This is a genomic window from Streptomyces reniochalinae (assembly GCF_003323735.1).
GTDB lineage: Bacteria > Actinomycetota > Actinomycetes > Streptomycetales > Streptomycetaceae > Streptomyces > Streptomyces reniochalinae.
Genome location: NZ_QOIM01000028.1, coordinates 60,436 through 86,900 on the forward strand (window position 1 = coordinate 60,436; position 26,465 = coordinate 86,900).

Annotated in this window: 20 protein-coding genes; 8 read left to right on the top strand and 12 right to left on the bottom strand. The window is 72.3% G+C overall.

Translation table 11 applies throughout. The features are described 5' to 3' along the window. Positions 1-197: 197 nt before the first annotated feature. Positions 198-1,163, top strand: a complete 966-nt coding sequence (locus DQ392_RS09705) for a glycosyltransferase family 2 protein (protein WP_114015141.1) — start codon at positions 198-200, stop codon at positions 1,161-1,163. A 3-nt stretch (positions 1,164-1,166) separates the two neighbouring features. Next, positions 1,167-2,627, top strand: a complete 1,461-nt coding sequence (locus tag DQ392_RS09710; protein WP_245981288.1) for an alpha-2,8-polysialyltransferase family protein — start codon at positions 1,167-1,169, stop codon at positions 2,625-2,627. 62 nt (positions 2,628-2,689) lie between these two features. Here the strand turns inward: DQ392_RS09710 and DQ392_RS09715 are convergent, their stop codons facing one another. The 3 genes from DQ392_RS09715 to DQ392_RS09725 all read right to left on the bottom strand — a co-directional run bounded on the left by DQ392_RS09715 (position 2,690) and on the right by DQ392_RS09725 (position 5,577). Further along, positions 2,690-3,769: an acyltransferase gene (locus DQ392_RS09715; RefSeq protein WP_114015309.1), complete on the bottom strand. Its 1,080-nt coding sequence runs from the start codon at positions 3,767-3,769 to the stop codon at positions 2,690-2,692. A 339-nt stretch (positions 3,770-4,108) separates the two neighbouring features. Next, complete coding sequence (locus tag DQ392_RS09720) at positions 4,109-5,014, bottom strand: aminoglycoside phosphotransferase family protein (protein WP_181856356.1); 906 nt, start codon at positions 5,012-5,014, stop codon at positions 4,109-4,111. A gap of 155 nt (positions 5,015-5,169) precedes the next feature. Next, a complete protein-coding gene (locus tag DQ392_RS09725) occupies positions 5,170-5,577 on the bottom strand; it encodes a DUF5997 family protein (protein WP_114015142.1) in 408 nt (135 codons plus the stop codon). Between the two features lie 58 nt (positions 5,578-5,635). On the opposite strand from DQ392_RS09725, the gene DQ392_RS09730 reads away from it, so the two are divergent. Beyond that, positions 5,636-6,406, top strand: a complete 771-nt coding sequence (locus DQ392_RS09730; RefSeq protein WP_114015143.1) for a LysR family transcriptional regulator substrate-binding protein — start codon at positions 5,636-5,638, stop codon at positions 6,404-6,406. Positions 6,407-6,463: 57 nt separating this feature from the next. On the opposite strand, the gene DQ392_RS09735 is transcribed toward DQ392_RS09730, so the two are convergent. From DQ392_RS09735 to DQ392_RS09770, 8 genes are all read right to left on the bottom strand, one after another. Further along, positions 6,464-7,903, bottom strand: a complete 1,440-nt coding sequence (locus tag DQ392_RS09735) for a PP2C family protein-serine/threonine phosphatase (RefSeq protein ID WP_342774926.1) — start codon at positions 7,901-7,903, stop codon at positions 6,464-6,466. 528 nt (positions 7,904-8,431) lie between these two features. Next, complete coding sequence (locus DQ392_RS09740) at positions 8,432-8,728, bottom strand: DUF1330 domain-containing protein (protein ID WP_114015312.1); 297 nt, start codon at positions 8,726-8,728, stop codon at positions 8,432-8,434. Positions 8,729-8,804: 76 nt separating this feature from the next. Continuing rightward, positions 8,805-9,743 carry a glycoside hydrolase family 16 protein gene (locus DQ392_RS09745; protein WP_114015144.1) on the bottom strand — a complete coding sequence of 313 codons (939 nt, stop codon included), beginning with the start codon at positions 9,741-9,743 and terminating at the stop codon, positions 8,805-8,807. Positions 9,744-9,955: 212 nt separating this feature from the next. Then, positions 9,956-11,236 (bottom strand): FAD-binding protein, encoded by a 1,281-nt coding sequence (locus DQ392_RS09750; protein WP_114015145.1) that lies wholly within the window; start codon positions 11,234-11,236, stop codon positions 9,956-9,958. 272 nt (positions 11,237-11,508) lie between these two features. Beyond that, positions 11,509-13,449 carry a DUF2264 domain-containing protein gene (locus tag DQ392_RS09755; protein WP_114015146.1) on the bottom strand — a complete coding sequence of 647 codons (1,941 nt, stop codon included), beginning with the start codon at positions 13,447-13,449 and terminating at the stop codon, positions 11,509-11,511. Between the two features lie 29 nt (positions 13,450-13,478). After that, positions 13,479-15,896 (bottom strand): polysaccharide lyase 8 family protein, encoded by a 2,418-nt coding sequence (locus DQ392_RS09760; protein ID WP_245981290.1) that lies wholly within the window; start codon positions 15,894-15,896, stop codon positions 13,479-13,481. A gap of 75 nt (positions 15,897-15,971) precedes the next feature. Beyond that, positions 15,972-17,069, bottom strand: a complete 1,098-nt coding sequence (locus DQ392_RS09765; RefSeq protein WP_114015148.1) for a LacI family DNA-binding transcriptional regulator — start codon at positions 17,067-17,069, stop codon at positions 15,972-15,974. 65 nt (positions 17,070-17,134) lie between these two features. Further along, complete coding sequence (locus DQ392_RS09770) at positions 17,135-18,121, bottom strand: hydroxyacid dehydrogenase (RefSeq protein ID WP_181856368.1); 987 nt, start codon at positions 18,119-18,121, stop codon at positions 17,135-17,137. A 276-nt stretch (positions 18,122-18,397) separates the two neighbouring features. Between DQ392_RS09770 and DQ392_RS09775 the strand changes: the two genes are divergently transcribed. From DQ392_RS09775 to DQ392_RS09795, 5 genes are all read left to right on the top strand, one after another. Then, positions 18,398-19,396 (top strand): ABC transporter permease, encoded by a 999-nt coding sequence (locus DQ392_RS09775; protein WP_114015150.1) that lies wholly within the window; start codon positions 18,398-18,400, stop codon positions 19,394-19,396. Positions 19,397-19,511: 115 nt separating this feature from the next. Further along, the gene (locus tag DQ392_RS09780) at positions 19,512-20,372 is read left to right on the top strand and encodes a carbohydrate ABC transporter permease (RefSeq protein ID WP_114015151.1); all 861 of its coding nucleotides are present in this window, start codon (positions 19,512-19,514) and stop codon (positions 20,370-20,372) included. A 72-nt stretch (positions 20,373-20,444) separates the two neighbouring features. Then, a complete protein-coding gene (locus DQ392_RS09785; RefSeq protein ID WP_114015152.1) occupies positions 20,445-22,118 on the top strand; it encodes an extracellular solute-binding protein in 1,674 nt (557 codons plus the stop codon). Then, positions 22,115-23,605, top strand: coding sequence for a M1 family metallopeptidase (locus tag DQ392_RS09790; RefSeq protein WP_114015153.1), 1,491 nt, complete (start codon positions 22,115-22,117; stop codon positions 23,603-23,605). The genes DQ392_RS09785 and DQ392_RS09790 overlap by 4 nt, the downstream gene beginning before the upstream one ends. Then, a complete protein-coding gene (locus DQ392_RS09795; RefSeq protein WP_114015154.1) occupies positions 23,602-25,815 on the top strand; it encodes a right-handed parallel beta-helix repeat-containing protein in 2,214 nt (737 codons plus the stop codon). The genes DQ392_RS09790 and DQ392_RS09795 overlap by 4 nt, the downstream gene beginning before the upstream one ends. Positions 25,816-25,879: 64 nt before the next feature. Here DQ392_RS09795 and DQ392_RS09800 read toward each other — a convergent pair whose 3' ends face one another. After that, a complete protein-coding gene (locus tag DQ392_RS09800; RefSeq protein WP_114015155.1) occupies positions 25,880-26,413 on the bottom strand; it encodes a ferritin-like domain-containing protein in 534 nt (177 codons plus the stop codon). Positions 26,414-26,465: the final 52 nt, after the last annotated feature.

The following is a 26,465-nucleotide window of genomic DNA, read 5'->3' on the forward strand; positions in this document are numbered from 1 at the left end:
TCACTCAAGTCGGGTCAAAAAGCCACTCGCAGTGCTTACGCTGCTGCCGTGCATTTCTCGCCCGTTGTCCTTGACCAGGCTGCCGGGTTCCGCGTGCACGCGCTCTTCCTCGCATTTCCGAGTTCACCGCGAATTCATCGGCCGTTCGCCGTACGGCCTCTTTTCTCCTTCATTCCGCCCTGCCCCCTGGATTGCGCATGCCAAAGCTCACCGTCATCGTGCCGTGCTACAACGTGCAGGAATTCGCGGAGGACACTCTGCGGAGCCTCGCCAACAACGCGGGCGCCGATACGGAGTTCCTCCTCGTCGACGACTGCTCCACCGACGCCACCCCGGAGATCCTCGACAGGTGGGCGTACCGTCTGCCCGGCGCCACCATCCTGCGGCACGAGCAGAACAGGGGCATCGCGCAGAGCCGCAACAGCGGAATCGACGCCGCGCGCGGCGACTACGTCACCTTCCTCGACGGAGACGACTGGTACGGCCCAGGCCATCTCGACGCACTCGTAGGCCGCATCGAGGAGTTGGGCTGCGACTTCGTCCGCACGGACCACGTGCGCAGCACCGGCACCACGCGTGTCGTGCACCGGGCTCCGGCACCGGTGCGCGAGACGGTGCTGCGCCCCCGGGACGTGATCGCCCCGCCGCAGGTGGAGACGATGGTGGACTACCCGTTCGTGTGGGCCGGTGTCTACCGGCGCGAACTGTTCGCCGACGGCGCGCTCCGCTTCGACGCCGGCCTGCGCACCGCGGAGGACCGGCTGTGGACATGGCGACTGCACCTGAGGGCCCGCTCCTTCGCGGCGAGCGGACTGCTCGGCGTCTTCTACCGGCGCGGGGTGGCCACCTCCCTCACCCAGATCCGCGACGCCCGGCAACTCGACTTCATCCCCGCACACGACGCCCTGCTCGCCGACCTCGCCGCCGACCCCGAGGGCGAGCGCTTCCTGCCCAAGGCGGTGCGGACGTACTGCGCGCTGCTCGCCTTCCACCTGGCCGCCGTACGGCGCTATCACGCCCCGGTCGCCAGACGTCTGAAGAAGAGGGCGACCACCGCCATGCGGGGCATGCCCCAGGACGTGCTGGAGGAGACCCTGGCCGGCATGGACCACGCACGCGCCGACATGCTGCGACGCCACCGTGCCGTGCGAAAGGCGGCCTGAGCCGTGAACGTGGAGCGTCACCACGCCCCGGGGAACCGGGCCCTTCGCCCCGTACAGATCTTCGAGGTCTCCACGCTCTACGGGGCGGCGACCCTGGCCGCCTCCTTGGACGCCGGGCAGTTCGGTCCCAGACAGGCCGCCCGCAGGATCCTCCTGGTGACCACCAACGCCCCCACCCCCGAGGCGGCGACCGGGCTCACCGCCATGACCGGTTTCGACCGCCTCGCCGACCGGTTCGACGAGACCATCGACTGGAACGAGGCCATCCGCCCCTTCCACCCGAGCACCTGGGCGCCCCTGCGTGACGAATCCCCCGTGTGGGAGCGGATGTTCCGCCACGCGTGGCGGCTCTCGGACGCGCCGGTCGAGCTGATCGTGGAGTCGGTCCACGTCAGCCCCGCGAGAGCGCTGGCCACGATCTTCAGTGGCAGCGCCGTCCACGTCTACGCCGACGGGCTGATGAGCTACGGCCCCACCCGGGAGCGGCTGCCCCAGTGGCTGGGCTGCCGGATCCAGCGGCTGCTGCACCTGGACCTGGTGCCGGGTCTGCGTCCGCTGCTGCTGGTGGAGCACGCCGTGCGGCCCGAGATCGTGCCGACCGACGCCTTCAGGGCGGTCCTCGGCGAACTGGGCGAGGCCGCCGCCGGGCTGCCGGAGCTCGCCGGTGTCGCGGCCGACGGGCCGAGCGCCGTGCTGCTCGGCCAGTACCTCGCGGCGCTGGGCATCCTCAGCCCCGAAGAGGAGGAGGAACTGCACGTGCGCATGGTGCGCGGGGCGGTCGCGGCGGGACACGAGTGCCTGGTGTTCAAGCCGCATCCCACCGCCCCGGCCCGCTACTCGCACGTCATGGAGAAGACGGCGGCGCAGGCGGGGGTGCGGCTCCACGTTCTCGACAGCCCGGTGCTGGCCGAGACCGTGTACGAACGGTGCGGGCCGACACTGGTGGTGGGCTGCTTCTCCACCGCCATGCTGACCGCGGCCACCTGTTACGGCATCGACATCGCCAAAGTGGGCACGACACCGCTGCTCGACCGGCTGGCGCCCTACCAGAACAGCAACCGCGTGCCGGTGACACTCGTCGACTTCGTCGTCCCGGACCTGGAAGACGCCGCGGCCGGCGCGCGGTACGCGCCCGCGACAGGTCAGCGGACGCACGCGCCTGTGACGGGGGAGCGGACGCACGCGCCTGTGACGGGGGAGCGGACCGGCGAACTCGCCGCCCTCCTGCGGACGGTCGGCTACTGCATGCAGGCCAAGCTGCACCCGCTGCTGCGTGAGGAGGCGATCGCCTGGCTCGACGCCCGCCTCGACGAGGACACCGTGCGCTACTTCAAGCGCCGCCGCCTCACCGCGCTGGCGCTCCCCGGAGGCGGAACGTCGGTCCGCGCGCGGCTGCTGCGCAGCAGCCCGTCCGCGCGCTGGGCGGCACACCGCATCCGCACCGCGCAGCGCGCACTGCGCTGACACGGCGGGCGGGCAGACCGGGAACATTCCCTGCCTGCCTGCCTGCCCGCCCGCCGGCCTGCTTACCCGAGCCAGCGCCGCAACGTGAGCCGGCCCCACAGCATGCTCAGCGCGAAGGAGGGGATCAGCGTCACGACGGCCAGCGCCGCCGCGGCTCCGGCCGCGCCCAGCCATCCGCGTCCGGCGGAGACGAACCAGGGAGCGACCGCGTTCAGCACGAGCACGTGGAACATGAAGGCGCCCAGTCCCGCGTCCGTCAGTCTGCCCAGCACGGGACGGATCCGCTCGGGGATCCGCACCCCGTTGACGGCGAACAGCACGCACACACTCAGCGCGGCCACCAGCACGCTGGCGTTCGGGATGACGAAGTGGACGCGGTCCTGGGACCACAGCACCGCGGCCAGCGCCGCCACCGCGCCCGCTGCCCACCAGCCGCGGTGCCCGCGCGGGGTGGCCGGCAGGCTGAGCAGCAGGGCGCCGACCACGGCGTAGACCAGCGCGTAGCTCCCGGCCTGCCAGCCGAAGCGCGGCACGTCCCACCCGGTGAGCCGGGCGAGGTCGCTGAACGCGGTGGGCCCGGCCGAGACGACCACGAGCGCCGCGACCACTCCCCACGGCCGCTGTCCGGCCTTGAGCAGCATCACCAGGCCCAGGAGCAGGATGAGCGGGACGTGGGCGTAGAAGTACCACAGGTGGTAGGCGGGCTGGACGGTGCCGAACACGGCCTCCAGCGCGAGTTTCGACGTCGGTCCCTCGTTGGTGTCCCGCACCCGGCCCCAGGCGAGGTAGACCGCCGACCAGACGCCCACAGGTACGAGCATGCGCAAGGAGCGCCGGCGCAGGGTCCGGCCGCTGCGCGGGGGAGCGCCCACCAGCACCGCCCAGCCCGCGATGGCGAAGTACATCGGGACGGCCCAGCTGGTGACCGAGTCGAGGAAGAGCCCCGTCCAGTAGACCGCACGCCCGCCGTCCGCGCTCCTGTCGACCGCCTGCATGCACGCGCCACCGACGTGTCCGACGATGACCGAGCAAGCACACACGACGCGCAGCAGGTCGATGTCGTACCGGTGGCCCTGGCTCGCCGGACCGGCTTCGGCGGCTGTTCCGCCTCGGGAAAGTGACTGCGCGGACGTCGAGTCCAGGGAATGCGGCGCCCCCGGGCCCGACTTCCCGGCACTCGTATTTCCGGGACTCGCGTTTCCGGAAGCCGACTCCTCCGAGAGCGGCCGGGGTTCGGGTACGGGGGTTTCCGGTACCACCGGATTCGGGGAGACGTTCTCAAGTGACATGGACCAGCCCTGTGCGTGCGAGGAATGTGCGCTACCTCGCCCGTCACAGGCGAGCAGACCAGCGCATCCTGCCACCCGCCCTCGCCCGGGAACCTGTACGGAAACGGAACAAAGGCCGAACTCCTGCGCTCGGGAAGGGGTTCGGTGCCGCAATTCCCCAGAACACAGCCGGCCCGGCGCCCTGCCGGGTCGTCAGGTCTCTTCCAGCACCGCCCGGATCACGTGCCGGGCGTTGCGGGCCATCGCGGGGTTCGTCGTCCGGTAGTAGGGCAGCGCGATCAGCGCCTGCGAGAGGGCACGGCCCCGGCCGCGTATCCAGGTGGCCTCGTCCACGGCGAGCGCCGCTCGGAAGATCTCCCGTGCGCCTGCCGGCAGCAGGTTCCACGCGGGGAACAGGTCACAGGCGGGGTCGCCCCTGCCCGTGCATCCGAAGTCGATGACGGAAGCCAGCCGGCCCGCACCGTCCACCAGGAGATTGCCCGGCATCAGGTCGGCGTGCAGCCAGACGGGCGGCCCGTCGGGGCCCGGAGCACGCAACGCCTCTTCCCACACACCGGTGGCGGCGTCGACGTCGATGTCCTCCCGCGTGATCCTCCGCAACGCAGCGAGGGCCGCCCGGGTCTCCGCGTCGAGCGCGGCCAGTGGGCCGCCGCGGTGGGCCTTCGGCGCGGCCCCCGGCACGGCGAGTCCCCGCATCGCCGTCACGAAGCCGGCCAGGTCCCGGGCCAGCAGCGACGGCTCGCTCAGCGCCCCCGCCTCGGGGTGCTGCCCCTCCCGCCACCGGTACACCGACCACGGCCACGGATAGCCCTCGGCCGGCTTCCCGGCCCCGCGGACCTCGGGGACCGCGACGGGAAGAAGGGGAGCGAGGCGCGGCAGCCACTCCCGTTCCAGCACGACATCCGCGGCACCACCCTCCGTGAGCGGCAGGCGGACGACCATGTCGTGCCCCAACCGGTACATGGCGTTGACCGTGCCGCCGGACGGAACCCGCTCAACGGCCTGCCCCGCCCACTGCGGGAACCGCCGGGCGAGCAGCCGCCGGACAAGAGCCTCGTCGACGGGGTACTGGCCCGGATGCATCTGCCCTGCGGTCATGAAGGGCCATCCGACAGCCGGGCGCCTCCAGGCGTCAACCGCATTCCGGCCGGGACCCCGCGCCGGGGCCGCGGGAGGTCGTGTGGGTCCAGCCGCACGGCCGGTCGACTCCCCGCACCGGCCGGCCGCGGGGCCGCCGGCCACGGTCTCCGCGCTCAGCGGCGGGTCGTCTGCCGCTCCTCGTCGCGGGCGGCGGCGTTCTTCGCCTTGACGCGTGCCGCTTCCTTGCGGACCTCGGCCTGGGTGGCGCGCTCCTTGCGCAGCCACTCGGGGTTCTCCGCCTTGAGCGCGTCGATCTTCTCCGTCGTCAGCGCCTCGGTGACGCCGCCCCGGGCGAGGCCCGAGATGGACACGCCCAGCTTCGCGGCGACCACAGGGCGCGGGTGGGGGCCGTTGCGGCGCAGGTCCAGCAGCCACTGGGGCGGCTCGGCCTGGAGGGCGTTCAACTCGTCGCGCGAGACCACGCCCTCCTGGAACTCGGCGGGGGTGGCTTCGAGGTACACACCCAGCTTCTTCGCCGCGGTCGCGGGCTTCATGGTCTGGGTGGTCTTGTGCGACGTCATGGGGTCAAGGGTATCGATCGCGTGCGGTGCCTTTCACCACGCCCGGTAGCCTGGCGAAGTGACAGGCTCGGAAACCTCCCCTTCGTTCACGGTCGCGTTCGTCCCCGGTGTGACGCCCACGAAGTGGGTGCGGATCTGGGAGGAGCGGCTGCCGGACGTTCCGCTGCGCCTGGCCCCTGTGACCGCGGCCGAGGCGCCGGGGCTGCTGCGGGACGGCGGTGCCGACGCGGGGTTCGTACGGCTTCCCGTCGACCGTGAGTACTTCAGCGCGATCCCGCTCTACACGGAGAAGACGGTGGTCGTGGTCCCCAAGGACCACCTCGTGACCGCGGCGGACGAGGTGACCACGGGCGACCTGGCCGACGACATCCTGCTGCACCCCCTCGACGACGTACTCGGCTGGGAGGAGCCGCCTGGCCGGCCTGCCAGGGAAAGGCCCGCGACGACGGCCGACGCCGTCGAGCTGGTGGCCGCCGGGGTGGGGCTCCTCGTCGTCCCGCAGTCCCTGGCCCGCCTCCACCACCGCAGGGACCTGACGTACCGCACCGTCACGGACGCCCCCACCTCCCAGGTGGCGCTCGCGTGGCCCGAGGAGCGGACAACGGACGGGGTGGAGGACTTCATCGGCATCGTCCGCGGCCGCACCGTCAACAGCACCCGGGGCCGCAAGGGACCCGAGGCACAGCCGAAGCAGAAGCGCTCGGACAAGCCGGCACCGCGCCGCAAGCCCACGCCCGGCAGGGCCGGAGGCCGGACCGCCCGGGGCGGGGGCGGTGGCAGGGGCGCGCAGGGCGGCGGCTCACGGCGCGGCAAGCCCCGTCGCCCTTGACCCCTCCCGCCTGAGGCGGCCCCCCCGCCTCAGGCGCTGAAGCCGGTCCGTGCCGTCTCAGTCCTCGCGGCGGCCGTCCGGTACGGCGGGGAGGCCGACGCGGTCCTTGACCTCTTCGGTGGCGAGGCCGACCGGCCCGTGCCACTGGGCGAGCAGGATCGTCGCATCGTCGTCGAGCCGCCCCTGGTGGTACTCCAGGTGGTGGCGGATCAGCCGGCGCAGCGTTTCGGGGACGGGCAGTCCGTCCGCCTGGTGGCGGAGGAGGAAGTCGAGGAAGCGGCGAAGGCCGAATTCCTCCCCCTCGGGGCTGCGGGCCTCGGTGATGCCGTCGGTGTAGAGCAGCAGACGGTCACCGGGTTCGAGTTCCGTGCTGCAGAAGTCCTCCGGTGCCCCGAAACCGGTACCCATGGGAGGTGCGGGAGGGCAGTCCAGGTGGAAGGTGTGCCGCCCGCGGACGACGACCGGCGGAGGGTGCCCGCAGCAGACCCAGTGCAGTGCACCGGTGGTCACGTCCAGCTGGGCCAGGATGCCCGTGACGAACTGGTCCCCCGAGAACTGCTCCAGCAGGACGTCCTCCACGGCGGCGGCCGTCTGCGGAAGATCGGCCCCCTCGCGGCGGGCGTTGCGGGCCGTGGACAGCGCGAGGTTGCCGGTCAGCCCCGCGGTGGTGTCGTGGCCCATCGCGTCGAACAGGGCGAAGTGCGCGATGCGCCCGTCGAACGCGTAGTCGTAGACGTCCCCGCTGACCTCGTACGCGGGCTCCATCAGCGCGCTGATCATCAGGCTTTCGGTGGCGAAGCTCCTGGAAGGCATCAGACGCCATTCCATTTCGGTCGCCACGTCCATGCGCCGGCGGCGGACCAGCCGGCTGTAGGAATCACTGAGCCCGCGCTTGCTGACCACCATCAGGGCCACCAGACCGGCCAGCCGGCGCATGTCCAGCTGGGCGGCCTCGTCGGCGTCGGGCGCGGTGATGCGCAGCACGCCGAGCCGGTCCGTACCGTTCACGAGCGGCACCCACCAGTGGTCGCGGTCGGCCGGCGACGCGGGAAGGACCTCCCCGTGCTGGAACGCCCGCCCGGCCACGGTTCCCTCCACGCTGATCTCCTCCGGGCGCAGGCCCTCCCCGCCGGCCGGCGGGGGGTGCGGGGCCAGCGGGGTCAGCAGGTCCTGTTGCAGATCGGCCAGGTAGATCTGCACGTCGCCCAGTCCGACGCGGGCCGCCTGCTCGCACAGGTGGTGCGGGAGCATCTCCAGCGTGGACAGGTGGCTGGCGGTGATGAGCGCCCCGAGCATCGCGGACCGCTCGGTAGCGCTCTGAGGGAAGCGCTCTTCCGGCTCCGTACCGGCACCATGGTCCGGGCCGTGGTCGAGGCCGGGACCGCGGTCCGGAGCGTCGTTGCAGCGGTCACCGCGGCTGCCGTCGTCGCAGCGGTGACCGCGGTCCGTGCCGTCGTCGAAGCCGGCACCGCGACCCGTGCCGCCGTCGAAGCTCATGCGACCTCCCGTGGGGAGAGGGCTGGGCAGCGTCGCTGCCGGGTCGTCGCCCGCCCGCTGCGCGTCACCGACAGTCGGCCGACCGCGACGCCGCGCGGTGCCAGGAAAGTGGCCGAAAGCGTGACGCCGCGCGGTGGGGCCCGGACCGGAGCAGCACCCGGCCCACGCGGTGCCCCTGGCGTCAGGCCGCTAAACCCGCCCGCGCGGCGCCCCCGGCCCCCGGGTGGCGCCGCGCGGGTGTACCAGCACTTCGTCTCAGCCCAGGTGGGCCGGCAGCTTCTGGTACCCGTTGATGCCCAGGGACGGCACCCTGGGAGCCGGCGTGGGGGGTGCGGGAAGGTCTCGGACAGCCGGCTCAGGGCGATCTCCGCCTCGAGCCGGGCGAGGGACGCGCCGGCTGACGCGCTCCTGGGCCGTACGTCCGGCGGATGCCTCGCTGGTGGGGGCCGGTGCCGTGCCGGTCGCCGCGGTGCCCGCCGGTGCCGGCCACTTCGGTGGGTCGCCGGGCCCGGGCCGTGTCCGGGCCCGCTACTCGGACACCCCGTCGACGAAGAGGAGCCGCCGCTCCAGCGCGGACTTCCGCACCGTCAGCGCCGGCGCGTACTCGGCGGACGCGTACCACTCCCTGGCCCGCTCGGCGTCCGGGAACTCGATGACGACGAGGCGCTCGGAGGCGGGCCAGGTGCCCTCCACGGCGTCGGGCACAGCACCGCGGACCAGGTAGCGGCCGCCGTGCCGGCGGATGGAGTCCTCCGCCAGCGCCCGGTAGGTGTCGGCACGTTCCTCGTCCAACACCTCGACTTCGGAGATCACGTAGACAGACATGGCGGTCATGCTGCCAGGTACGTCAAGCGGTGCTCCCCGCAGGAGGCGGGGAGCACCGCTCGGGAGACCTCTTCTCTCACCCCTCGTGCCCGGCGGGAGCGGTGACGTCCACGGCGACGTGGTCGACGAGGAGCGAGCCGCCGGACACGGTGGCGGCCGTCGGGGTGGACTGCCCCGCGTCGCCGTCGGGGAAGGCGCCGCCCATGGCCAGGTTGAGCAGGACGAAGTGGCCGTGGTCCGTGGCGTTCTTCCACGTGGCGGCGTCCATGTCGGACTCGCGCACGGTGTGGAAGAGCCGGCCGTCCTGGTACCAGCGCAGCTCTTCGGAGGCTCCGCTGCGGTCGAGTTCGAGCGCGTACTCGTGGAAGCCGCCCTGGCAGCTGCCGTCGCACGTCGCGCTGTCGCCGATGCCGGTGGTCTCGTTGCAGGGGCCGCCGGGGTTGACACCGCAGTGGAGTACGCCGTGTGCGGCGCTTAGGCCGTTGACGTTCTCCATGATGTCGAACTCGCCCACCCCGGGCCAGTTCTGGTAGTTGCCGCGGTAGTCGGCGCCCAGCGTCCAGAAGGCGGGCCAGTAACCCAGCGCCTGCTCGCCGGAGACCTCGGGCAGTTTCAGGCTGGCCGAGACGCGCATCGTGCCGCCCTCGGGCGCCGCGAAGTCCGTGCGCTTGGTCTCGATACGGGCAGAGGTCCAGGCGTCGCCGTCCTTGAGGGCGGTGATCTTCAGGTGGCCCTCGCCGTCGAGTTGGAGGTTCTCCGGCCTGTCGGTGTACGTCTGCACCTCGCCGGTGCCCCAGTTGGGCGGGCCGCCGGGGTAGCTGGTGCCGGTGTCGACGATCCAGTCGTCGCCGGAGGGCGGGGATCCCGCCGAACCGTCGAAGTCGGTCCGCCACGCTTCCTGCGTGACCTGTCCGACCTGTGCGTGCCCGGCGGCCTGCGGGGACCGTCCGGACGCCCCGTCGGCCTGGGCGCTGGGCAGCGCCAGTGTGCCGAGGGCCGTCACCATCGCGGCCATCACCGCCGGACGGTACCCACGGCGTCTCCTGCCAGTACGGACCATGACGATGCGCTCCTTCGCGGTGGGGGGGGGATGAGCGCTCTCTCGGCACAGCACCGTGCCCAAGGTCTGGACCAACGTCAAGGCTTTGCGTGCGATCGGGCCGACACGGGCACGCACAGCCCCGTTCGGTCCCGCACGGGCTCCGTGCCGTCCAGCGGACGGCGGTCTCACCCCTCCAGGACCGTACGGAGGAAACCGTTGCGGAACTTCCCGCCCGCGTCCCAACGCGACGCCGTGCGGGCGAAGTCGGCCAGGCGCGGGTGGACGTCCCGCAGCCGCTGGTGCGCCACGGCGAAGACCTTCCCCCAGTGCGGGCGGGCCGCGAACGGCGCCAGAGCCTCCTCCACGGCCGCCACCGCCTCCCTCACCAGCGGGAGCCGCGGCGTCCAGGTGAAGTGGACGGCCAGCGAGTCGCGGCCGTACGCCGGACTCAGCCACTGGTCGTCGCCCGCGACCGTCCGCACCTCGCACACCTGGAGCGCCGGCGCGACGGTCTCCCTGACCCCGGCCAGCGCGGCGAGTGCGGGCCGCGTCGCCGTCCGCGGCAGCAGGTACTCGGATTGGAGTTCCGCACCGCTGCTGGGGGTGAACTCCGGCCTGAAGTGGGGCAGCCGTTCGTGCCAAGGGCCCGGAAGGCCGCCCTGCGCGGTGCAGTTCGTCCCCGTCCGGCCGAGCACGGGATGGCGCTGCTCCGTGACGGGCGCCGACCAGGGGAAGCGGACCTCGGGTCCGTCGCAGCGGCGCTTGAGCCACACCTGCGTCCACCTCGGCGCCCGCCAGTCGGTGAACAGGCTGACGCTGGAGGCCGACCCGGTCACCGCCTCCACGTCGCCGTCCGTGTCCAGGTCCGCCATCGCGAACCCGTCGAAGACATGGCTCTCGACCTCGTAGGCCGGCTCCAGGTCGAGCGTCAGCGTCGTCACCACCCCCAGCGCGCCCAGCGAGACCACTGCGGCTGCGAAGTCGGGCTCGCCTCGCCGCACCACGGCAGGCGAGCCGTCCGCGGTCAACAGCTCCACCTCCCGCACCGCGGCCGACAGCGGCGGCGTCGCGTTGCCGGAGCCGTGGCTGCCCGTCGCCACGGCGCCCGCGACCGAGATGTGCGGCAGCGACGCCATCGCCGCCAGAGCGAGGCCGTGGCGGTGCACGTGCGCGGCCAGTTCCGCGTAGCGCACCCCGCCGCCCACCCGTACCGTACGGGCCGCGGTGTCGACCTCCGTCACGGGTGGCAGCCCGGCCAGCGAGACCAGCGCGCCCCGCGAGGTGTCGGTGTCGGCGAGCCGGTTGAAGGTGTGGCCGCTGCCCAGCACCCGTACCTGGCGGCTTTTGGCCACGAGTGCCCGCAACGCGTCCAGCCCGGCGGGGCGGTGCAGCTGCTCGGCCGTGTACCTGATGTTCCCCGCCCAGTTGACCGGCCGGGACGGTACCCCTTGCGCTTCCTTCGCCACCGACGCCTCTCCCGTCACTCTCGCCGGCACCGTCGTGCGGGCTCGGCCCCCACGTGATCACGTCGATCGGTGCGGAGACAACGCCCACGGCGTGACGGTCCCGGTGGCGGACGGGAACCGGCCGCACGCGCCGGCCGACAGGTCGGTGACGTTTGGCGGAAGTGGGTGCCGGTGAGGGTGATGTCGCGCTTTGCGGCGGCCCGCAGTGCCCCGGTCGAGGTGACGCCAAGCCGCACCGGTGGAGCGGTCAACAGTGCCGAGCGCCCGCGGCGTTACCGCGGTTTCCGCTCCGCCGGTGCCGCCCAGCGCGGTCGCAGCACGGTGCCGTCGAGGAAGCGGACGAGCAGCGTCTCCCCGCTGACCTCGACGGTCACCGCCGCACGCAGCGCGCGCGGATCCACGGTGTCGCGGGAGAGCACGATCAAGGAGGCGTGGAGGCCGCCGGCTGCCCCGGCGTCCTGCTGGTGGCCTGTCACCGTCACGGAGGGCGTCGCCGAGTGCGGGCCGAACGCGTTGGCGTGCGTCTCCAGGGCGACCGAGGCCCCGTCCTCGTCCCAGCCGTGCAGCGCGATCACGGCACTCGTCAGCCCGTCCGCCGTACGCGCCAGGGCCCACCCGGGGCCGGTCGCCGTGTGCACGGGCTGCCGGTGGGCGACCGCGTAACCGCTCTCGCGGACCGAGGCGCCCGGCGGGGCCTGGACGCGGTGGGCCCGGACCTCCCACGGCCCGTGCGGCAGCGAGACCGTCTCGATGCGGAACGTATCCGCATGCCCCGGGAGCTCGGCCTCGTGCCAGGACGACGCCTGGCCGTCCGCACAGCTGAGCGGGTGGATGCGGCGGCGCAGCGAGGGGGTGCCGTCGGGGGTGAGCAGCGCGAGGTGGTTGTCCAGGGCCCGCTGCCTGGCGTGCGGGGCGCTGGTGGGCGCCGTGGCCGTCGAGTAGGCGAAGGCGGAGTAGTGCGGATCGTCCTGGCCCGCGCCCCCGGGCGGCTGGTGGTCGCTTCCGTGGTTGACGAGCCGGACGAGGCCGTCGTGCCGGGTGCCGTGCAGCAGCCAGCCGGGGGCCGGGAGCGCGACGCACTGGTCGGTCTCCTCCACGGGCAGCGGGCTTTCGGTCTCCGTCCACACCGGATGGTCCGCGGGCAGCAGCAGCCCGAGGAACCCCTTGCTCGCCCAGTACGGCGACGCGGGGCCCGAGTAGGGCTGCGACGCGGGCAGGAACGTGTCGTACCAGCCCAGCGGCAGCAGCCCCTGTTCGTCGGGGACGCCGCGTTCCACGAAGTGCCGCAGCGTCCCCGAGGCGAGGCGGCGGGTGAGGCCGGGCGCCAGCGGGGTGCAGTCCGCCAGCGCGCCCATCCACACCGGGGCCAGGACCGCGAACCGGTAGGAGAGCGAACGCCCCTGGTGGACGGGTGCTCCGTCGCCGCCGAAGAAGTGCGGATAGGTGGCGAGGTAGGCGCTCAGGCGCCGGCGGTAGACCTCGCCCCGGCCGCCGTCGGCACCCTCGGTTGCCGCTGCCATCCTCGACCAGAGCAGCGGGTACAGGTGCAGGGCCCAGCCGGTGTAGTAGTCGAAGTTGCGGCCGTCCCCGTCGGTGTACCAGCCGTCCGACACGTACCAGTCCTCGATCCGGTCCAGGCCGCTTTCGATGTCGTCCCTGCGGTGCGGGGCGCCCACCGAGGCGAGGAACTGCTCGGAGACCACCTGGAACAGCCGCCAGTTGTTGTCCCAGGTGCGGGCGCCGGCGAAGCCGGAGAACCAGTCGACGACCCGCTCCTGCACCCGGGCATCCAACCGGTCCCACAGCCACGGCCTGGTCTCGTGCAGGGCGACGGCGATCGAGGCGGCCTCGACCATCTGCTGCGAGCAGTCGGTGAGCGCGGGCCAGGTCTCACCGCTGTCCCTGTCGGTCCCCGAGGCGAGCCCGGCGGCGTACCGCTCGACCAGCGCCGGGTCGGCATCTCCGCCCGCGCCCGCGATGCGGCACGCGGCGAGGAGGAAGGAGCGGGCGAAGCCTTCGAGACCGTCGAGGACGATCCCCGACCAACTGCCCCGGCCCGGCAGCCGGTACTGGGCGCATCCGGGGCTGGCGTACGGCCAGAACGCGTCGAGGAGCCGGTCGGCGACCGCCTCCCAGTGGGCGCGCGTCCATCCGGTGCGGGGGGAGCGGACGCGGTCGGTCGGCGGCAGCAACAGGTGGGGCGGGACGGACATGAGGAAGGACCCTCCGGATGCGGGCGGTGTCACGCCAGGCGGGCGTGGTGGGTGTGGCCGCGGGAGCCGCCCACCGCGACGGTCAGCAGCGGGCGGTGCCCAGGGGTGAGGAACACGGTGTCGTCGCTGCTGAGAACGGACCGTACGGGGAAGGGGAGGCGGATGGTGACCCGGTCGGCGGTGCGGCCCGGGTCGGCCACGGAGACGGTCGCCTCGCCGTGGCCGCGGCGTACCAGCACCGAGGCGGGCCCGTCGGCGGTGAGGCCCGCGGCGCTGCCGGCCTGCCAGAAGTGGGCCGCCGTCAGGCCGTCCCGGCGCGACTCGATGGCCTGCACCGTCGGCGAGTTGGCGGCGACGCGTACGGGCCGCGAGACCCGCCAGGCGGCGGTCGCCGCCGCCGAGGCGCCCGGCAGCACCACGTAGGCGTAGCCCGCGTCGGTGGGGGAGGTGCCGTGGTCGAACCAGAGAGTCACGTAGCGCCGCGTCAGCGGGGTGGAGCTGCCGCCGGTGTCCGCGCCGGTGTTGATGTCCCGCCACGCTCCGGTGCGCTCCTCGCGCAGCGCGCGCAGTGCGCCGCCCGCGGGGAAGACGTAGCCGCCGACGCCCTCCAGGTGGGCCCAGCCTGCCCGGTCGAACGTCTTCGACCAGCCCTGGGCGCCTGGCATGCGGACACCGTCGACGCGGAGGGCCGAGGTGCCGTGCGCGTGCAGGTTGCGGTTCTCCACGACGGTCTCGGCTCTGCGGCCTTCCCCGGCGTGGATGCCCGCCCCGAGGGCGACGAGCGCGTTGTCGAGGAAGAACCACGCCTTCTTGGCGCGCGGACTGCCCTCGGCTCCGATCAGCTCCATGGCGGACACCCCGTACCGGGCCTCCAGCGCGGCGCCGCCGGCCACGTGGTTCGACGGCCGGTAGAGGCCGGTGCCGGCCCCGGTGCCCGCGTCCTCGCGGTGCCGCACCTCGACCGTGGTGCCCGGCAGCCGGTACGGGTCGACGGTCGGCCAGAAACCGTCACCGAACTGGCCGAGGTCGTCCTCGGTGTAGAGGTACGTCATGCCGTCGCCGGTGTACCAGCCGTGCAGGTTCTCCCCGTTGCCCGCCTCGTAGCCCGCGATGCGGCGTGAGGAGAGCGAGAGCGCGAGCGCCCAGCGGGGCCGGCGGTGCACCACCCGGTCCATGTCGGCGAAGACCGCGTGCAGGGCGGGGCGCTCGGCGGGACGCACCTGCCCGTCGGCCAGCAGCGCCTTGGCACGCACCACCTGGGGGACGTCCGCCTCGGCGACGTAGGGGTGGCTGCGGTTGCGCTCGATCCAGCCCTTCACCCGTGCCCGCCACTTCTCCGCGCGCTCGGCGGGGACGCTCTCGGCGAGCAGCAGGACGGTGGAGATCAGCGCCGCGCCGGCGGTGTGGTCGCTCTGCTGTTCGCGGGAGACGGCACGTCCGCGTACGGCGTCCGCCATGAGACCGTCGAAGACCAGCGGTGCGAAGGACCTGTCGACCGCGTCGTACACCACCTCCACGCGCGGATCGGTGACGGCCCAGGGGGATTCCGCGAGCAGCGCGATGGCCTGGGCGACGCCGGTGAGCAGCACGTTTCCGTACGAGCCCGTGTAGGCGACGGCGTCGTGCTGGACGAAGGAGCCGTCCTCGTAGAAGCCGTCGCCCGAGGTGACGTACCCGAAGAGGGTGTTGCGCCCGGAGTCCCGGGTGTCGGACAGGCCGTCGCGTGCGGACGCGAGTTTCCCCTCGTCCCGTCCGAGCAGGCCGCGCAGCGCGACGATCAGGCACTTGTCGGCTCTGTTGGCGCCGGTCTCGGAGAGTGAGGGGGCGTTGGTGCGGCGGTCGGGATCGGGGCAGAAGCGGTCGACCGCGGCCAGGTACCGGCTCAGGTCGCCGGCCGGCAGGTGCGCGCGCACGAGCACGCAGGTGTCCAGCAGCGCGCGGGGTGCGCCGATTTCCCAGAACCACCAGTTGCCGCTCTCCTTGGCCTGCGCGTGGTACGCCTCCTCGTGCAGGAAGCGGAGCGCGCCGGCCAGCGCGTCCGCGACCTCGTGCGAAGAAGACAGGCCGGTACCCGGGGTGGCCCATGCGAGGGTGAGGGTGCGCAGGTTGGTGTAGCTCTGTCCGAAGTTGCCCGGCTCGGTGACGGGGGACAGGTCGCTCCACAGCGCGGTCCGGGAGGCGGAGCGGTCCAGCCGCTGCCACAGGTCGGTCGCCGTGGCCTCCAGCCGGTCGAGGGCGGCGGCGACGTCGGCGTCGGCTGGATCGGCGTCGGACCCGGTGAGGAGATGCCCGGCACGAGTGAGCAGGGTCTCGAACACGTCGGCTTTCCCGGCCGGTCCCGCGGCCTGCGCCGCCCGGGCCTCGACGGCGCGGGGGAGCAGGGCGGCGGCCGGTGCGGCCAGGAGGGCGCGGCGGCCGGTCACCATGCGGGTGTGGGAAGAGCACATCCTTGGCTCCTTCGGACTGTAAGTGCGTTGGAGTGAGCGGTCACTTGCGGGGGAGCGGTCACTTGGGAGAAGCGGTCACTCGCGGCCGCGGCGTGTGCCCCGCGGCGCCACCGAGTCCCGTACCACGATGTGCGTGCCCAGCCGGATCACACCGGTGGTGGGCTCACGCCACGGGTCCTCGTCCTCGTCTCGCAGCGCGACGCGCACGGCCTGCCGCCCCATCTCCTCGAGCGGCACATGCACGGTCGTCAGCCTGGGGCGCATCTCCTGCGCCACGGGCACGTCGTCGTACCCGACCAGGGAGACGTCCTGCGGCACCCGCACCCCGGCCTCCTCCAGCGCCTGGGCCGCTCCCGCTGCCACGATGTCGTTCGCGGCGAAGACCGCGGTGAACCGGGTGCCTTCGCCGAGTACCTCGGACATCCGCCGGGCGCCGAAGGCGCGGCTGAAGGCGCCGGGCTGTTCCAGCGCGGGGTCCGCTGCGACGTCGCGCAGTTCCAGCGCGCGCCGGTGGCCCGCGAGCCGGTCGCGGGTGGTGGACAGGCCGGGCGGCCCGCCCAGGTAGAGGATGCGCTCGTGCCCCTGCGTGAGGAGATGGTCGGTGAGCGCGAACGCACCGCCCTCGTTGTCGTACTCGACCGACGCGGTGGGCACCCGCTCACCCAGCGGGGGCCTCCCGCACAGCACGAGCTTGGAGCCGTCCGCGTCCAACTCCCTTGCACGTCGGGCGAGGTCGCTCGTGTACGCGCGGTCGGCGACACTCCCGCCCACCACGATCACCGCGTCGGCGCGGCGCTCGTGCATCAGCTCGACGAAGGCCAGTTCCCGCTGCGGATCCCCCTGCGTGCAGCAGACCAGGCACAGCCTGCCGCCACGGGAGGCCTCCCGCTCCACACCGCGTGCGATGTAGGCGTAGAACGGGTCCACGACGTCGTTGACGATGATGCCCACGGTCCGCCCCGACACCCCCGCCAGTGCCCGCGCGTGGGCGTTGACGACGTAGCCCAGCTCGCGGATGGCGTGCTCGACGCGTTCCCGGGTGGCCGCGGCGACCGGATAGTTGCGGTTCAGCACCCGCGAGACGGTCGCGGTGGAGACCCCCGCGCGCCGCGCCACGTCGGTGACCGTCGAGCGGCGCTGTCCGTCCGCGTCCGTGCCGCTCTGGCGCCCCATACGGCCCATCCCCTCCGTGACGTCGTGTGGTGGCGCAGAGCTTATGACCCGCGGCGTGCGGCCTGTCATGCCAGGCGCTCCAACTCGGCCGCCAGCACCGGGTGGGCGAACGGCTCGCCGCGCGCGAAGCGGGCCAACTCCTCGACGGCCTGGGTGCCGAGCCTGGCGGTCTCGTTGCCCTGGGCGCCGGCCAGGTGCGGCGTGATCAGGACGTTCGGGAGGTCCCACAGCGGGTGGTGGGCAGGGAGCGGTTCGGGTTCCGTGACGTCGAGTACGGCGTCGATCCGTCCGCGCACCAGGTGCTCGGTCAGCGCCTCGGTGTCGACGAGAGCGCCGCGTGCGGTGTTGACGAGCAGCGTGCCGGGACGCATGAGGCCGATCCGGCGGGCGTCCAGCAGGTGGCGGGTGGCCGGGGTCTGCGGAGCGTGCAACGTCACCACGTCACTGGTGGCCAGCAGGGCGTCCAGCTCGACACGGGTGACCCCCAGCGAGCGCGCCTCGGCGTCCGTCACGTAGGGGTCGTACAGGGTGATGTCCACATCGAGGGCGCCCAGCAGCTCGATGACGCGGCGTCCGGTCCTGGAGCCCCCGACGACGCCGACCCTCAGCCCGTTGGTGCCGAGCCAGTGCTGGCGGCCCAGGTCGGCGGCCGTGCGGTGGGTGCGGCGGTCGCGGAAGAGGCGGGCGAGCGGGAAGGCGCGCTTGGCGCCCATGATGACGGCCGCCAGCGTGAACTCGGCCACGGGCACGGAGTTCGCCGCGGCCGCCGACGAGACGACGATGCCGCGCTCGAAGACGGCGGGCGTCAGGAAGGTCTTGACCGTGCCCGCGGCGTGGACGACCGCCCGCAGCGCCGGCGCGCGCTCCAGTACGGACGCGTCCACCGGCGGGCAGCCCCAGCCGGTGAGCAGGACCTCGCAGCGCGCCAGCGCCTCGCGGGCCCCGGGTGAGGCGAACTCGCCGACGGGCGCGGGCGCCTGGAGGTCCGCGGTCTCCTCCAGAAGGGCTCTGGCCGGGGCCGGGAAGACCTCGTCGAGCAGGCCCGACGCCATGGCCAGCAGGGTGCGCGGCCGACGGGAGGGCTGTGCCGTGGTGTCCGTACCGGTGTGAGCCGGCGCCTCGTCGGTAGTGCGCACCTTGCCTCCGGACAGTAAACGCATTCTATGGGCTGCCGGAAAAGCTAGGGAGTCACCGAGCGCCCGTCAAGCGGCCGTCGTACGCACCGCACCAGAGCCGATGACACATCTCTTGACGCTGTGCGTAAGCGGTTACTACGTTGCGGGCGCAGTAGGCCCCGTGGCATCGCCCCAGCCCGACAGGACCGCATCATGGCTGAAACCGCTCCACCCGCACCGCTGGACACACCACGCCCAAGCGCCCGAAGACCGCACGCGAAGGCCCCGGTCCGCCGCCTGACCCTCTGGCAGCGCGTCAAGCGGGACAGGGTGATGCTGCTGCTCGCCCTGCCGGGGCTCGTCTACTTCGTGGTCTTCCACTACGTGCCGCTGCTCGGCTACATGGTGGCCTTCCAGGACTACCAGCCCTACCTCGGCTACATGCACAGCGTCTGGGTCGGCTTCACCAACTTCACCACGGCGTTCGCCCAGCCCGCCTTCTGGTCCGCTGTCGGCAACACCCTGCAGATCGCCGTGATCCAGCTCGTCTTCTTCTTCCCCGTCCCCATCGGTCTCGCCCTGCTGCTCAACAGCGTCGTCAGCGACCGGATCCGCCGCTTCGTGCAGAGCGTGGTCTACCTCCCGCACTTCATCGGCTGGGTCATCATCGTCTCGGTCTTCCAGCAGATCCTCGGCGGCGCCGGGCTGCTCCCCGACGTCCTCGGAAGCCTCGGGCTGCCCCGCTACGACATGATGAGCGACCCGGGAGCCTTCCCCTGGCTGCTCACCCTCCAGATGGTGTGGAAGGACGCGGGCTGGGGGACCATCATCATCCTCGCCGCGCTGCTCAACATCGACCGCCAGAGTTACGAGGCCGCCGCCATCGACGGAGCGGGCCCCACCCGCCGGCTGTGGCACGTCACCCTCCCCGGGCTCGCCCCGGTGATCATCCTGCTGCTGATCCTCAACCTGGGCCAGGTCCTGTCGGTGGGGTTCGAACAGATCCTGCTCCAGCGCGACGCGGTCGGCCCCGGCGCAGGAGAGGTCCTGGACACCTACGTCTACTACCACGGCATCAAGGACAACGACTGGGGCGTCGCCGCCGCCGTGGGTCTCATCAAGGCGGTCATCGGCACCGCACTCGTCCTGGGTGCCAACAAGGTCGCCCATCGCCTCGGCCACGAAGGGGTGTACCGCGGTGCTGACCGCTGAACGGACCACGAACGAGGCGGCCACGGGACCGGACACCGGCGCCCGGACCCACCGCCGCCCTCCCTTCCGACGCCTGGCCACGGGGCGCGGCGGTGTGCGGGGCCGCCCACCGTGGATGGAGAAACCGCGGAAGAGCACGCTGGTCGCGAAGGCCGTGGTCCTGTCCGTGGTCGTCCTCGCGGTCGCCTACCCGCTGCTGGGCGTGATCGGGACGAGCTTCGCCTCCCAGACCGACATCGTCAAAAGCACCGGGCTCGTCCTGTGGCCCGACCACCCCACCGTGGAGGCGTACCGCACCATCTTCACCGGCGGAGTCGTCCTGCGCGCCCTGCTGGTGAGCATCGGCATCACCGTGCTGGGCACCGCCGCCAGCCTGCTGATCACCATAGGCATGGCCTACGGGCTCTCCCGGCGGGACGTCACAGGGTCGCGCTTCATGCTGATGACGGCCCTGTTCACGATGCTGTTCAACCCCGGCATCATCCCCAACTTCCTGCTCGTCAACGAGCTGGGGCTGTACGACACCTACGCCGCGCTCGTGCTGCCCACCCTGGTCAGCGCGTTCAACCTGGTGGTGCTCCGCTCGTTCTTCATGAACCTGCCCGGCGAACTCTTCGACGCCGCACGCGTGGACGGCGCCGGGGACCTGCGCATCCTGGTGCGCCTCGTGCTGCCGCTGTCCAAGGCCGTCCTCGCGGTCATCAGCCTCTTCTACGCCGTCACCTACTGGAACGCGTTCTTCAACGCGCTGCTGTACCTCGACGACTCCGAGAAGTGGCCGATCCCGCTGGTGCTGCGCACCTTCGTCCTCCAGGGGCAGAGCCTGGGCGGCACTGCGCTGGGCGAGAGCACCGCGCCCCACCAGTCCGTACAGATGGCCGTCCTGGTCGTCGCCGTCGTCCCGATCCTGCTCGTCTACCCCTTCTTGCAGCGCTACTTCACCAAGGGCGTCCTCACCGGAGCCATCAAGGGCTGAGCCCCAGCGGTCACCCGCACCGCTCCGCTTGCCTCCTCCCGTCCTGCCCGTCTCACGCAAGGAGACCGCAAGGTGCCCTCCTCCACCCCCGTCGACCGAAGAGCGCTCCTGCGTACCGGAGCAGGGCTCTGCCTCACCCTGGCCGCCACCCCGCTCATGACCGCGTGCGGAGACGGGGGGACGAGAGCCAGGCCCGGCACCAAGAGCCCCAGGCTGCTGCCCCACACCGCGGTGCGCGACATCGGCATCGAGCCCGATCTGCCCGGCACCGCGGAGGGCGTGCCCCAGGCGTTCTTCCGCTACCCGGCCGAGCCGCTGCCGGCCGTCCGGGGCCGGCCCCTCAAGGGCGCCGAACCGGTCTCGGCGGCCATGGAGACCTTCGCCCCGCCGCCGGCCGGGCGCGAGAGGAACGCCGCCTGGCGGGCGATCGAGAAGAAGCTGGGCGGCACCGTCGACCTCACCGCCGTACCGGCCGACGACTATCCGAGCAAGTTCTCCACCATGGTGGCCGGCAACAACCTGCCCGACCTGTTCATGTACCCGGAGACGGGCGGAGTCGACAACAAGGCCGGGTTCCTCGCGGCCACCTGCGCCGACCTCACCCCCTTCCTCGCCGGGGACGGGATCGAGGCGTACCCCAACCTCGCCGCCATCCCGAAGGGCGCCTGGCAGAAAGCGATCTACGACGGGAAGCTCTACGGCGTCCCGATCTCCCGGGCGGTCACGGGCGGTGCCGGCTTCTACCGGCACGATCTGTTCGCCAGGGCAGGTGTCTCGGACCTCGATGAGATCACCGGCCTCGACCGCTTCGCGGAGCTGTGCAGGGAGCTGACCCGCCCCGGTCAGGACCAGTACGCCATCATGGCCGACGTCACCAACCTGCTCGCCATGTCGGCCGGAGCGCCCTACCACTGGCGCATGGACGCCAAGAGCGGCCGGTTCACCGCCGACCTGGAGACCGACGAGTACCGGCTCGCCGTCGAGACCGCACGGAAGCTGCACGAGGCAGGCTGCTTCTACCCCGGCTCGCTGGGCATGTCCGGCGCCCAGAAGGCCCGGTACACGGACCTGTTCAAGAACGGCAAGGCCGCCTACGTCTACGACGGCATGCCCACCTACCTGACGCCCAGCACCGGATTTGTCGCCGCCATGGCCGCGGTCGACGAGAAGTACGACCCCCGCCCGATGACGCCCTTCGGCTCGCGGGCCGTCTCCTGGACGGACAACCTCAGCCTCTCCACCACTTTCGTCAGGAAGGCACCGGCCGCACGCGTCAAGCAGCTGCTCGCCCTCGCCGACTTCGTCGCGGCCCCCTTCGGCAGCGAGGAGTACACCCTCATCAACTACGGCGTCGAGGGCACCGACTTCACCCGCGACACCCGCGGCAACCCGGTGCTCACCAAACGGGGCACCCAGGACGTGGCCGCGCCGTGGAAGATGCTCGCCTCCGCCGTGCCCGCCGTCTTCAGCCCGGCCTCGAAGGACGCGGTCCGGCACGCCCACGCGGCCTACTCGAAGATGATCCCGATGCTGGCCCCCGACCCCACCCTCTCGGTCTTCTCGCCGACCTGGGAGGCCAAGGGCACCGGCAGCCTGCACACGCTCAAGCAGGACGGTCTCAAGGACATCATCTCGGGCCGCAAGCCGATGTCCGCCTACGACAGCCTCGTCAAGGACTATCTCGACAAGGGCGCCGAGAAGGCCCGCGGCGAGTTCGAAGAAGCCCTCCAGAAGGGAAAGAAATGAGCCGCCGACCCTCCAGCAGACGTGCCGCGCTGCGGCTTGGCGGCACGGCGGTGGCCGCCGCACTCGCCGTACCCGCCCTCGGCTCACCCGCCCGGGCCGCCGACGCCGCAGGTGGCGCGGGCCTCGACCCGCGGCCCGGCTCCGACGGCCTCGGCGACCCGCTCTTCCCCACCCTCGGCAACGGCGGCTACCAGGTCAGCCACTACGACCTGACCTTCGACTTCACCCCGCGGACCTACGACTTCACCGGGAGCGTGACCCTGCGGGCCACGGCGACCCAGGACCTGTCCGCCTTCAACCTGGACACCGACGGGCACACGATCGAGACCGTCACCGTGGACGGCCGGGCGGCGGCATGGACGCTCGCCGAAGGGGAGAGCGGCCAAGAGCTCACCGTCACCCCTCGGCGCCCGCTGCGCCGCTCCACCGCCTTCACGGTCGAGATCCGCTACCACGGCAACGGCAAGGCCCCCCGCACGGGCCTGACCGGCTGGAGGTTCGGCTCCGACGGCGGATTCGCCTGCGCCGCCCAGTCCTCCCGCGCCGACACCTTCTTCCCCTGCAACGACCACCCCTCCGACAAGGCGACCTGGACGTTCCACATCAGCGCCCCGCGAGGATACGTCGCCACCGCCAACGGTGAACTGCTGCACAGGACGCCGCGCTCCGACGGCTCCACCGTCTGGCACTTCGCCCTGCGCGAGCGGATGGCCACCGAACTGGTGGGCATCGCGGTGGTCGAGGGCACCTACCTGTACGGCAGCGGCCCCCGCGGTCTGCCGTTGCGGCACGTCGTTCCGCAGGGCCAGGAGGAGACGTACCGCCCGGTCGTGGACCGCACCGCCGACCACCTGGTCTGGCTGGAGGAGAAGTTCGGGCGCTACCCGTTCTCCGTCTACGGCTGCCACATCTACGACGGCTACTCCGACGCACTGGAGAACCAGACCCTCAGCCTCTTCTCGACCGACTGGTTCGAGCCCGACGACGAGGGGCGCCCCGTCTGGGAGACCACCATGGTCCACGAGCTGGTGCACCAGTGGTACGGCGACTGCGTCACGCCCGCCGACTGGCAGCAGGCGTGGCTGAACGAGGGGCCCGCCGTCTACTACGCCGCGCTCTACGGGCAGGAGCGGGGCTGGTCGGTCCTGGAGGACACGATGAGGGCCGCCTACGCCGCGCTGGACGAGGTCCGCGCCGAACACGGGCCGCCTGGCCTTCCCCGGGAGCTGGGCGGCACCAACATCTACGACGGCGGTGCCCTGGTCCTGTACGCCCTGCGCCTGCGCCTCGGCGAGCGGCGGTTCTCCCGCGTCATGCGGCTGTGGCCCGAGCGCTTCAAGGACCGGAACGTCACCAGCGAGGACTTCATCCGCCACACCGTGCGCGTCAGCGGTGACCGCTCCCTCGACCGCTTCCTGCGCGACTGGCTGTTCGGCGCCGTCAACCCGCCGATGCCCCACCGCCCCGACTGGAAGGCAGCCGCGTGAACCGCCTCACCGAAGCAGCACGGCCCGCGGTCACGGCACTCCTGGCCGCGACTCTCCTCCTCTTCACCGGCCCGCCCGCGCACGCCGCCGACAGCGGCCCCCGCACCCTGTACGCGGCCCCGCACGGGCAGGGCGACTCCTGCACCCGCGCGCGGCCGTGTTCCCTGGAGGGCGCGCGGGATGAGGCGCGCACCGTGACCGGTCGCGACACCCGCGTCCTTCTCCTGTCGGGCACCTACGCCCGTACCGAGCCGCTGCGTCTGGACGAGCGGGACTCAGGACGCGCGGGGCACACCGTCACCTGGGCGGCGGCCCCGGGAGCCCGCCCCGTACTGTCCGGCGGCCGGACACTGACCGGCTGGTCCCGTAACGGGAACGGCACCTGGACGGCCGACGTGCCGGACGGGGTCACCCCGCGCCAGCTGTTCGTGGACGGCGAGCGCGCGGTCCGGGCGCGCGGCGCGGCCTGCGCGGCCGACGTGTGCGACGCGACCAAGGAGGGCATGAGCGGCGCCCGGGCCGCCGGAATCGCGGACTGGAGCAGGCCCACCGACGCGGAAGCCGTCATCAGAGTCCGCTGGCGCAACTACCACTGCCGCGTCACCGGCTTGAGTGGTGACGACCTGACCTTCGCCCAGCCGTGCTGGACCAACTCCTCCAGCGGCACCGACCGCACGGGCCCCTCCTGGGACAGCACCACCGTCGACTCCGACCGGTACACCGGTGTCGCCTTCTTCGAGAACGCCGTGGAACTCCTGGACGAGCCGGGGGAGTTCGTGTGGGACTCGGGGGCGCGCACGGTCACCTACCTGCCGCGCGAGGGCGAGGACATGCGCCGGGCGCAGGCCGTCACTCCGCACACCGAGCAGCTGCTCGTGACCGACGGCGCCCACGACCTCACCCTCACCGGCCTCGGGTTCGCCCACGCCGCCTACCGGCAGCCCGGCACCGCCGAGGGCTACGCGGGCACCCAGGCGGGTCTCACCCTCACGGGTGCCGACGGGCCCGTCGACCACGCCGGCCGCCACTACACCAAGCCGTCGGCGGCCCTGACCGTGCGCGGCGGGCGGCGCGTCACCGTAGACCGCGCACGGTTCGCCCACCTCGGCGGCGCCGGCGCGGTACTGGAAGCCGGAACGAAGGACTCGTCCGTCACCCGCTCCTCCTTCACCGACCTCTCCTCCGGCGCCCTGTACGTGGGGGACACCGAGCCACGGCCCGAAGAAGCCCTCGCGGGTGAGCGCAACACCGTCTCCCGCAACACCGTCCGTGAGGCGGGGGCCGAGTACACCGACGCCGTCGGTATCTGGGCCGGTTACGAGGCGGAGCTGACCATCGACCACAACACGCTCGACCGCCTGCCGTACTCGGGCGTCTCGGTCGGCTGGGGCTGGAACCAGCCGGAGGCCAGGCGGTCCGTCCTCCGCGACAACAAGATCACCAACAACCGCATCACGCGCGTCATGGAGGTCTCACACGCCCAGCACGACGGGGGCGCCGTCTACACCCAGGGCTCCCAGCCGGGCACGGTGATCTCCGGCAACTACCTCAACCGCTCCGGTTACGGCAACACCGAACGCGACGGCAACGGCATCTACCTCGACGAGCAGAGCAGCCACATGCGCGTCGAACGCAACGTGGTCACGCGCGTCGGCTACAAGTGGGTCTCCAACTGGGCCGACTACGGAATCGAGAACACCGTCAGCGGCAACTGGACCGACACCGCGGCCCCCGCTCTCGGCGGCCGGGGCTCCGTCATGAAGGACAACCACACGGGTCTGGACGAACTGCCGGCCCGTGCCCTGCACACGGCAGCCTCCGCCGGAGCCGGCAGCGCCCTGCCCGAGCAGCTGCGGCGCGACCTGGCGCGCACCGGTACGCCGAGCCAGTCCTCGGACGACGGCTCGGCCACGGCGAGCCGCGCGGTCGACGGTGACATCACGACCGATACCCGAACGCTCCGCGACGAGGGCGCCTGGTGGCGCGTCGACCTCGGCCGTGCCCGCCACGTGAGCCGGATCGAGGTCTGGAACGACGCCTCGATGACCACCACGGGCTTCGACGTGAGCACGGACGCGGGAACCGTCCACGTGGCGGGCAAGGCCCTGCGCCCCACCCTGGTCGACCTGGCCGGCACCACCCGCCACGTGACGATCAAGGCGACCGGCACAGGCCGGGTGGCGCTCGCCCAGGTCCTCCTCCACCCGTGACCGCCGCCCGGTGACCGACGCGTGCGGCCGGTGACCCGGCCGCACGCGGACGCCCGCCCCCGGGTCAACCGCCCAGCAGGTCGAGCAGGTCGTCGGCGTGGTCCTCCTCCTCTTCGAGGATGCTCTCCATGACCCGCCGCGTCGTGGGGTCCTTGTCACCCAGCCAGCGGATGATCTCCTGGTAGACGCCGATGACGATGCGCTCCGCCTCCAGGTTGTCCCGCAGCATCTGCTTCAGCTCGTTGTCGGGGGTGGCGGTGTAGTCGGTGTGGGAGCGCTGGGCCACGGTGGCCGGGTCGAAATCGGGGTCGCCGCCCAACTGGGAGATGCGCTCGGCGGCGCGCAGCGCGTGATCCCACTCCTCCTTCGCGTGCTCGGTGAACTCAGCCGAGACCTGTGCCCGGTCGATACCGGTCGCGGAGATGGCGTGCCGGGTGTAGCGCATCCAGCACACGACCTCGGTGGCGACCACGTCGTTGAGGACGGCCACCACACGGTCCCGATCGGCTTCGTACGTTCCCGTCACCGGCCCGCTTTCCATCTTCGCCCGGGCGTCGGCACGGATGCGGCTCACGTCGACAACGAAATCGTCCGTCATGGCTCACTGTCCTTCGAGGGCTGGGAGAGGCGTTCGGTCGACCAGTAGAAGT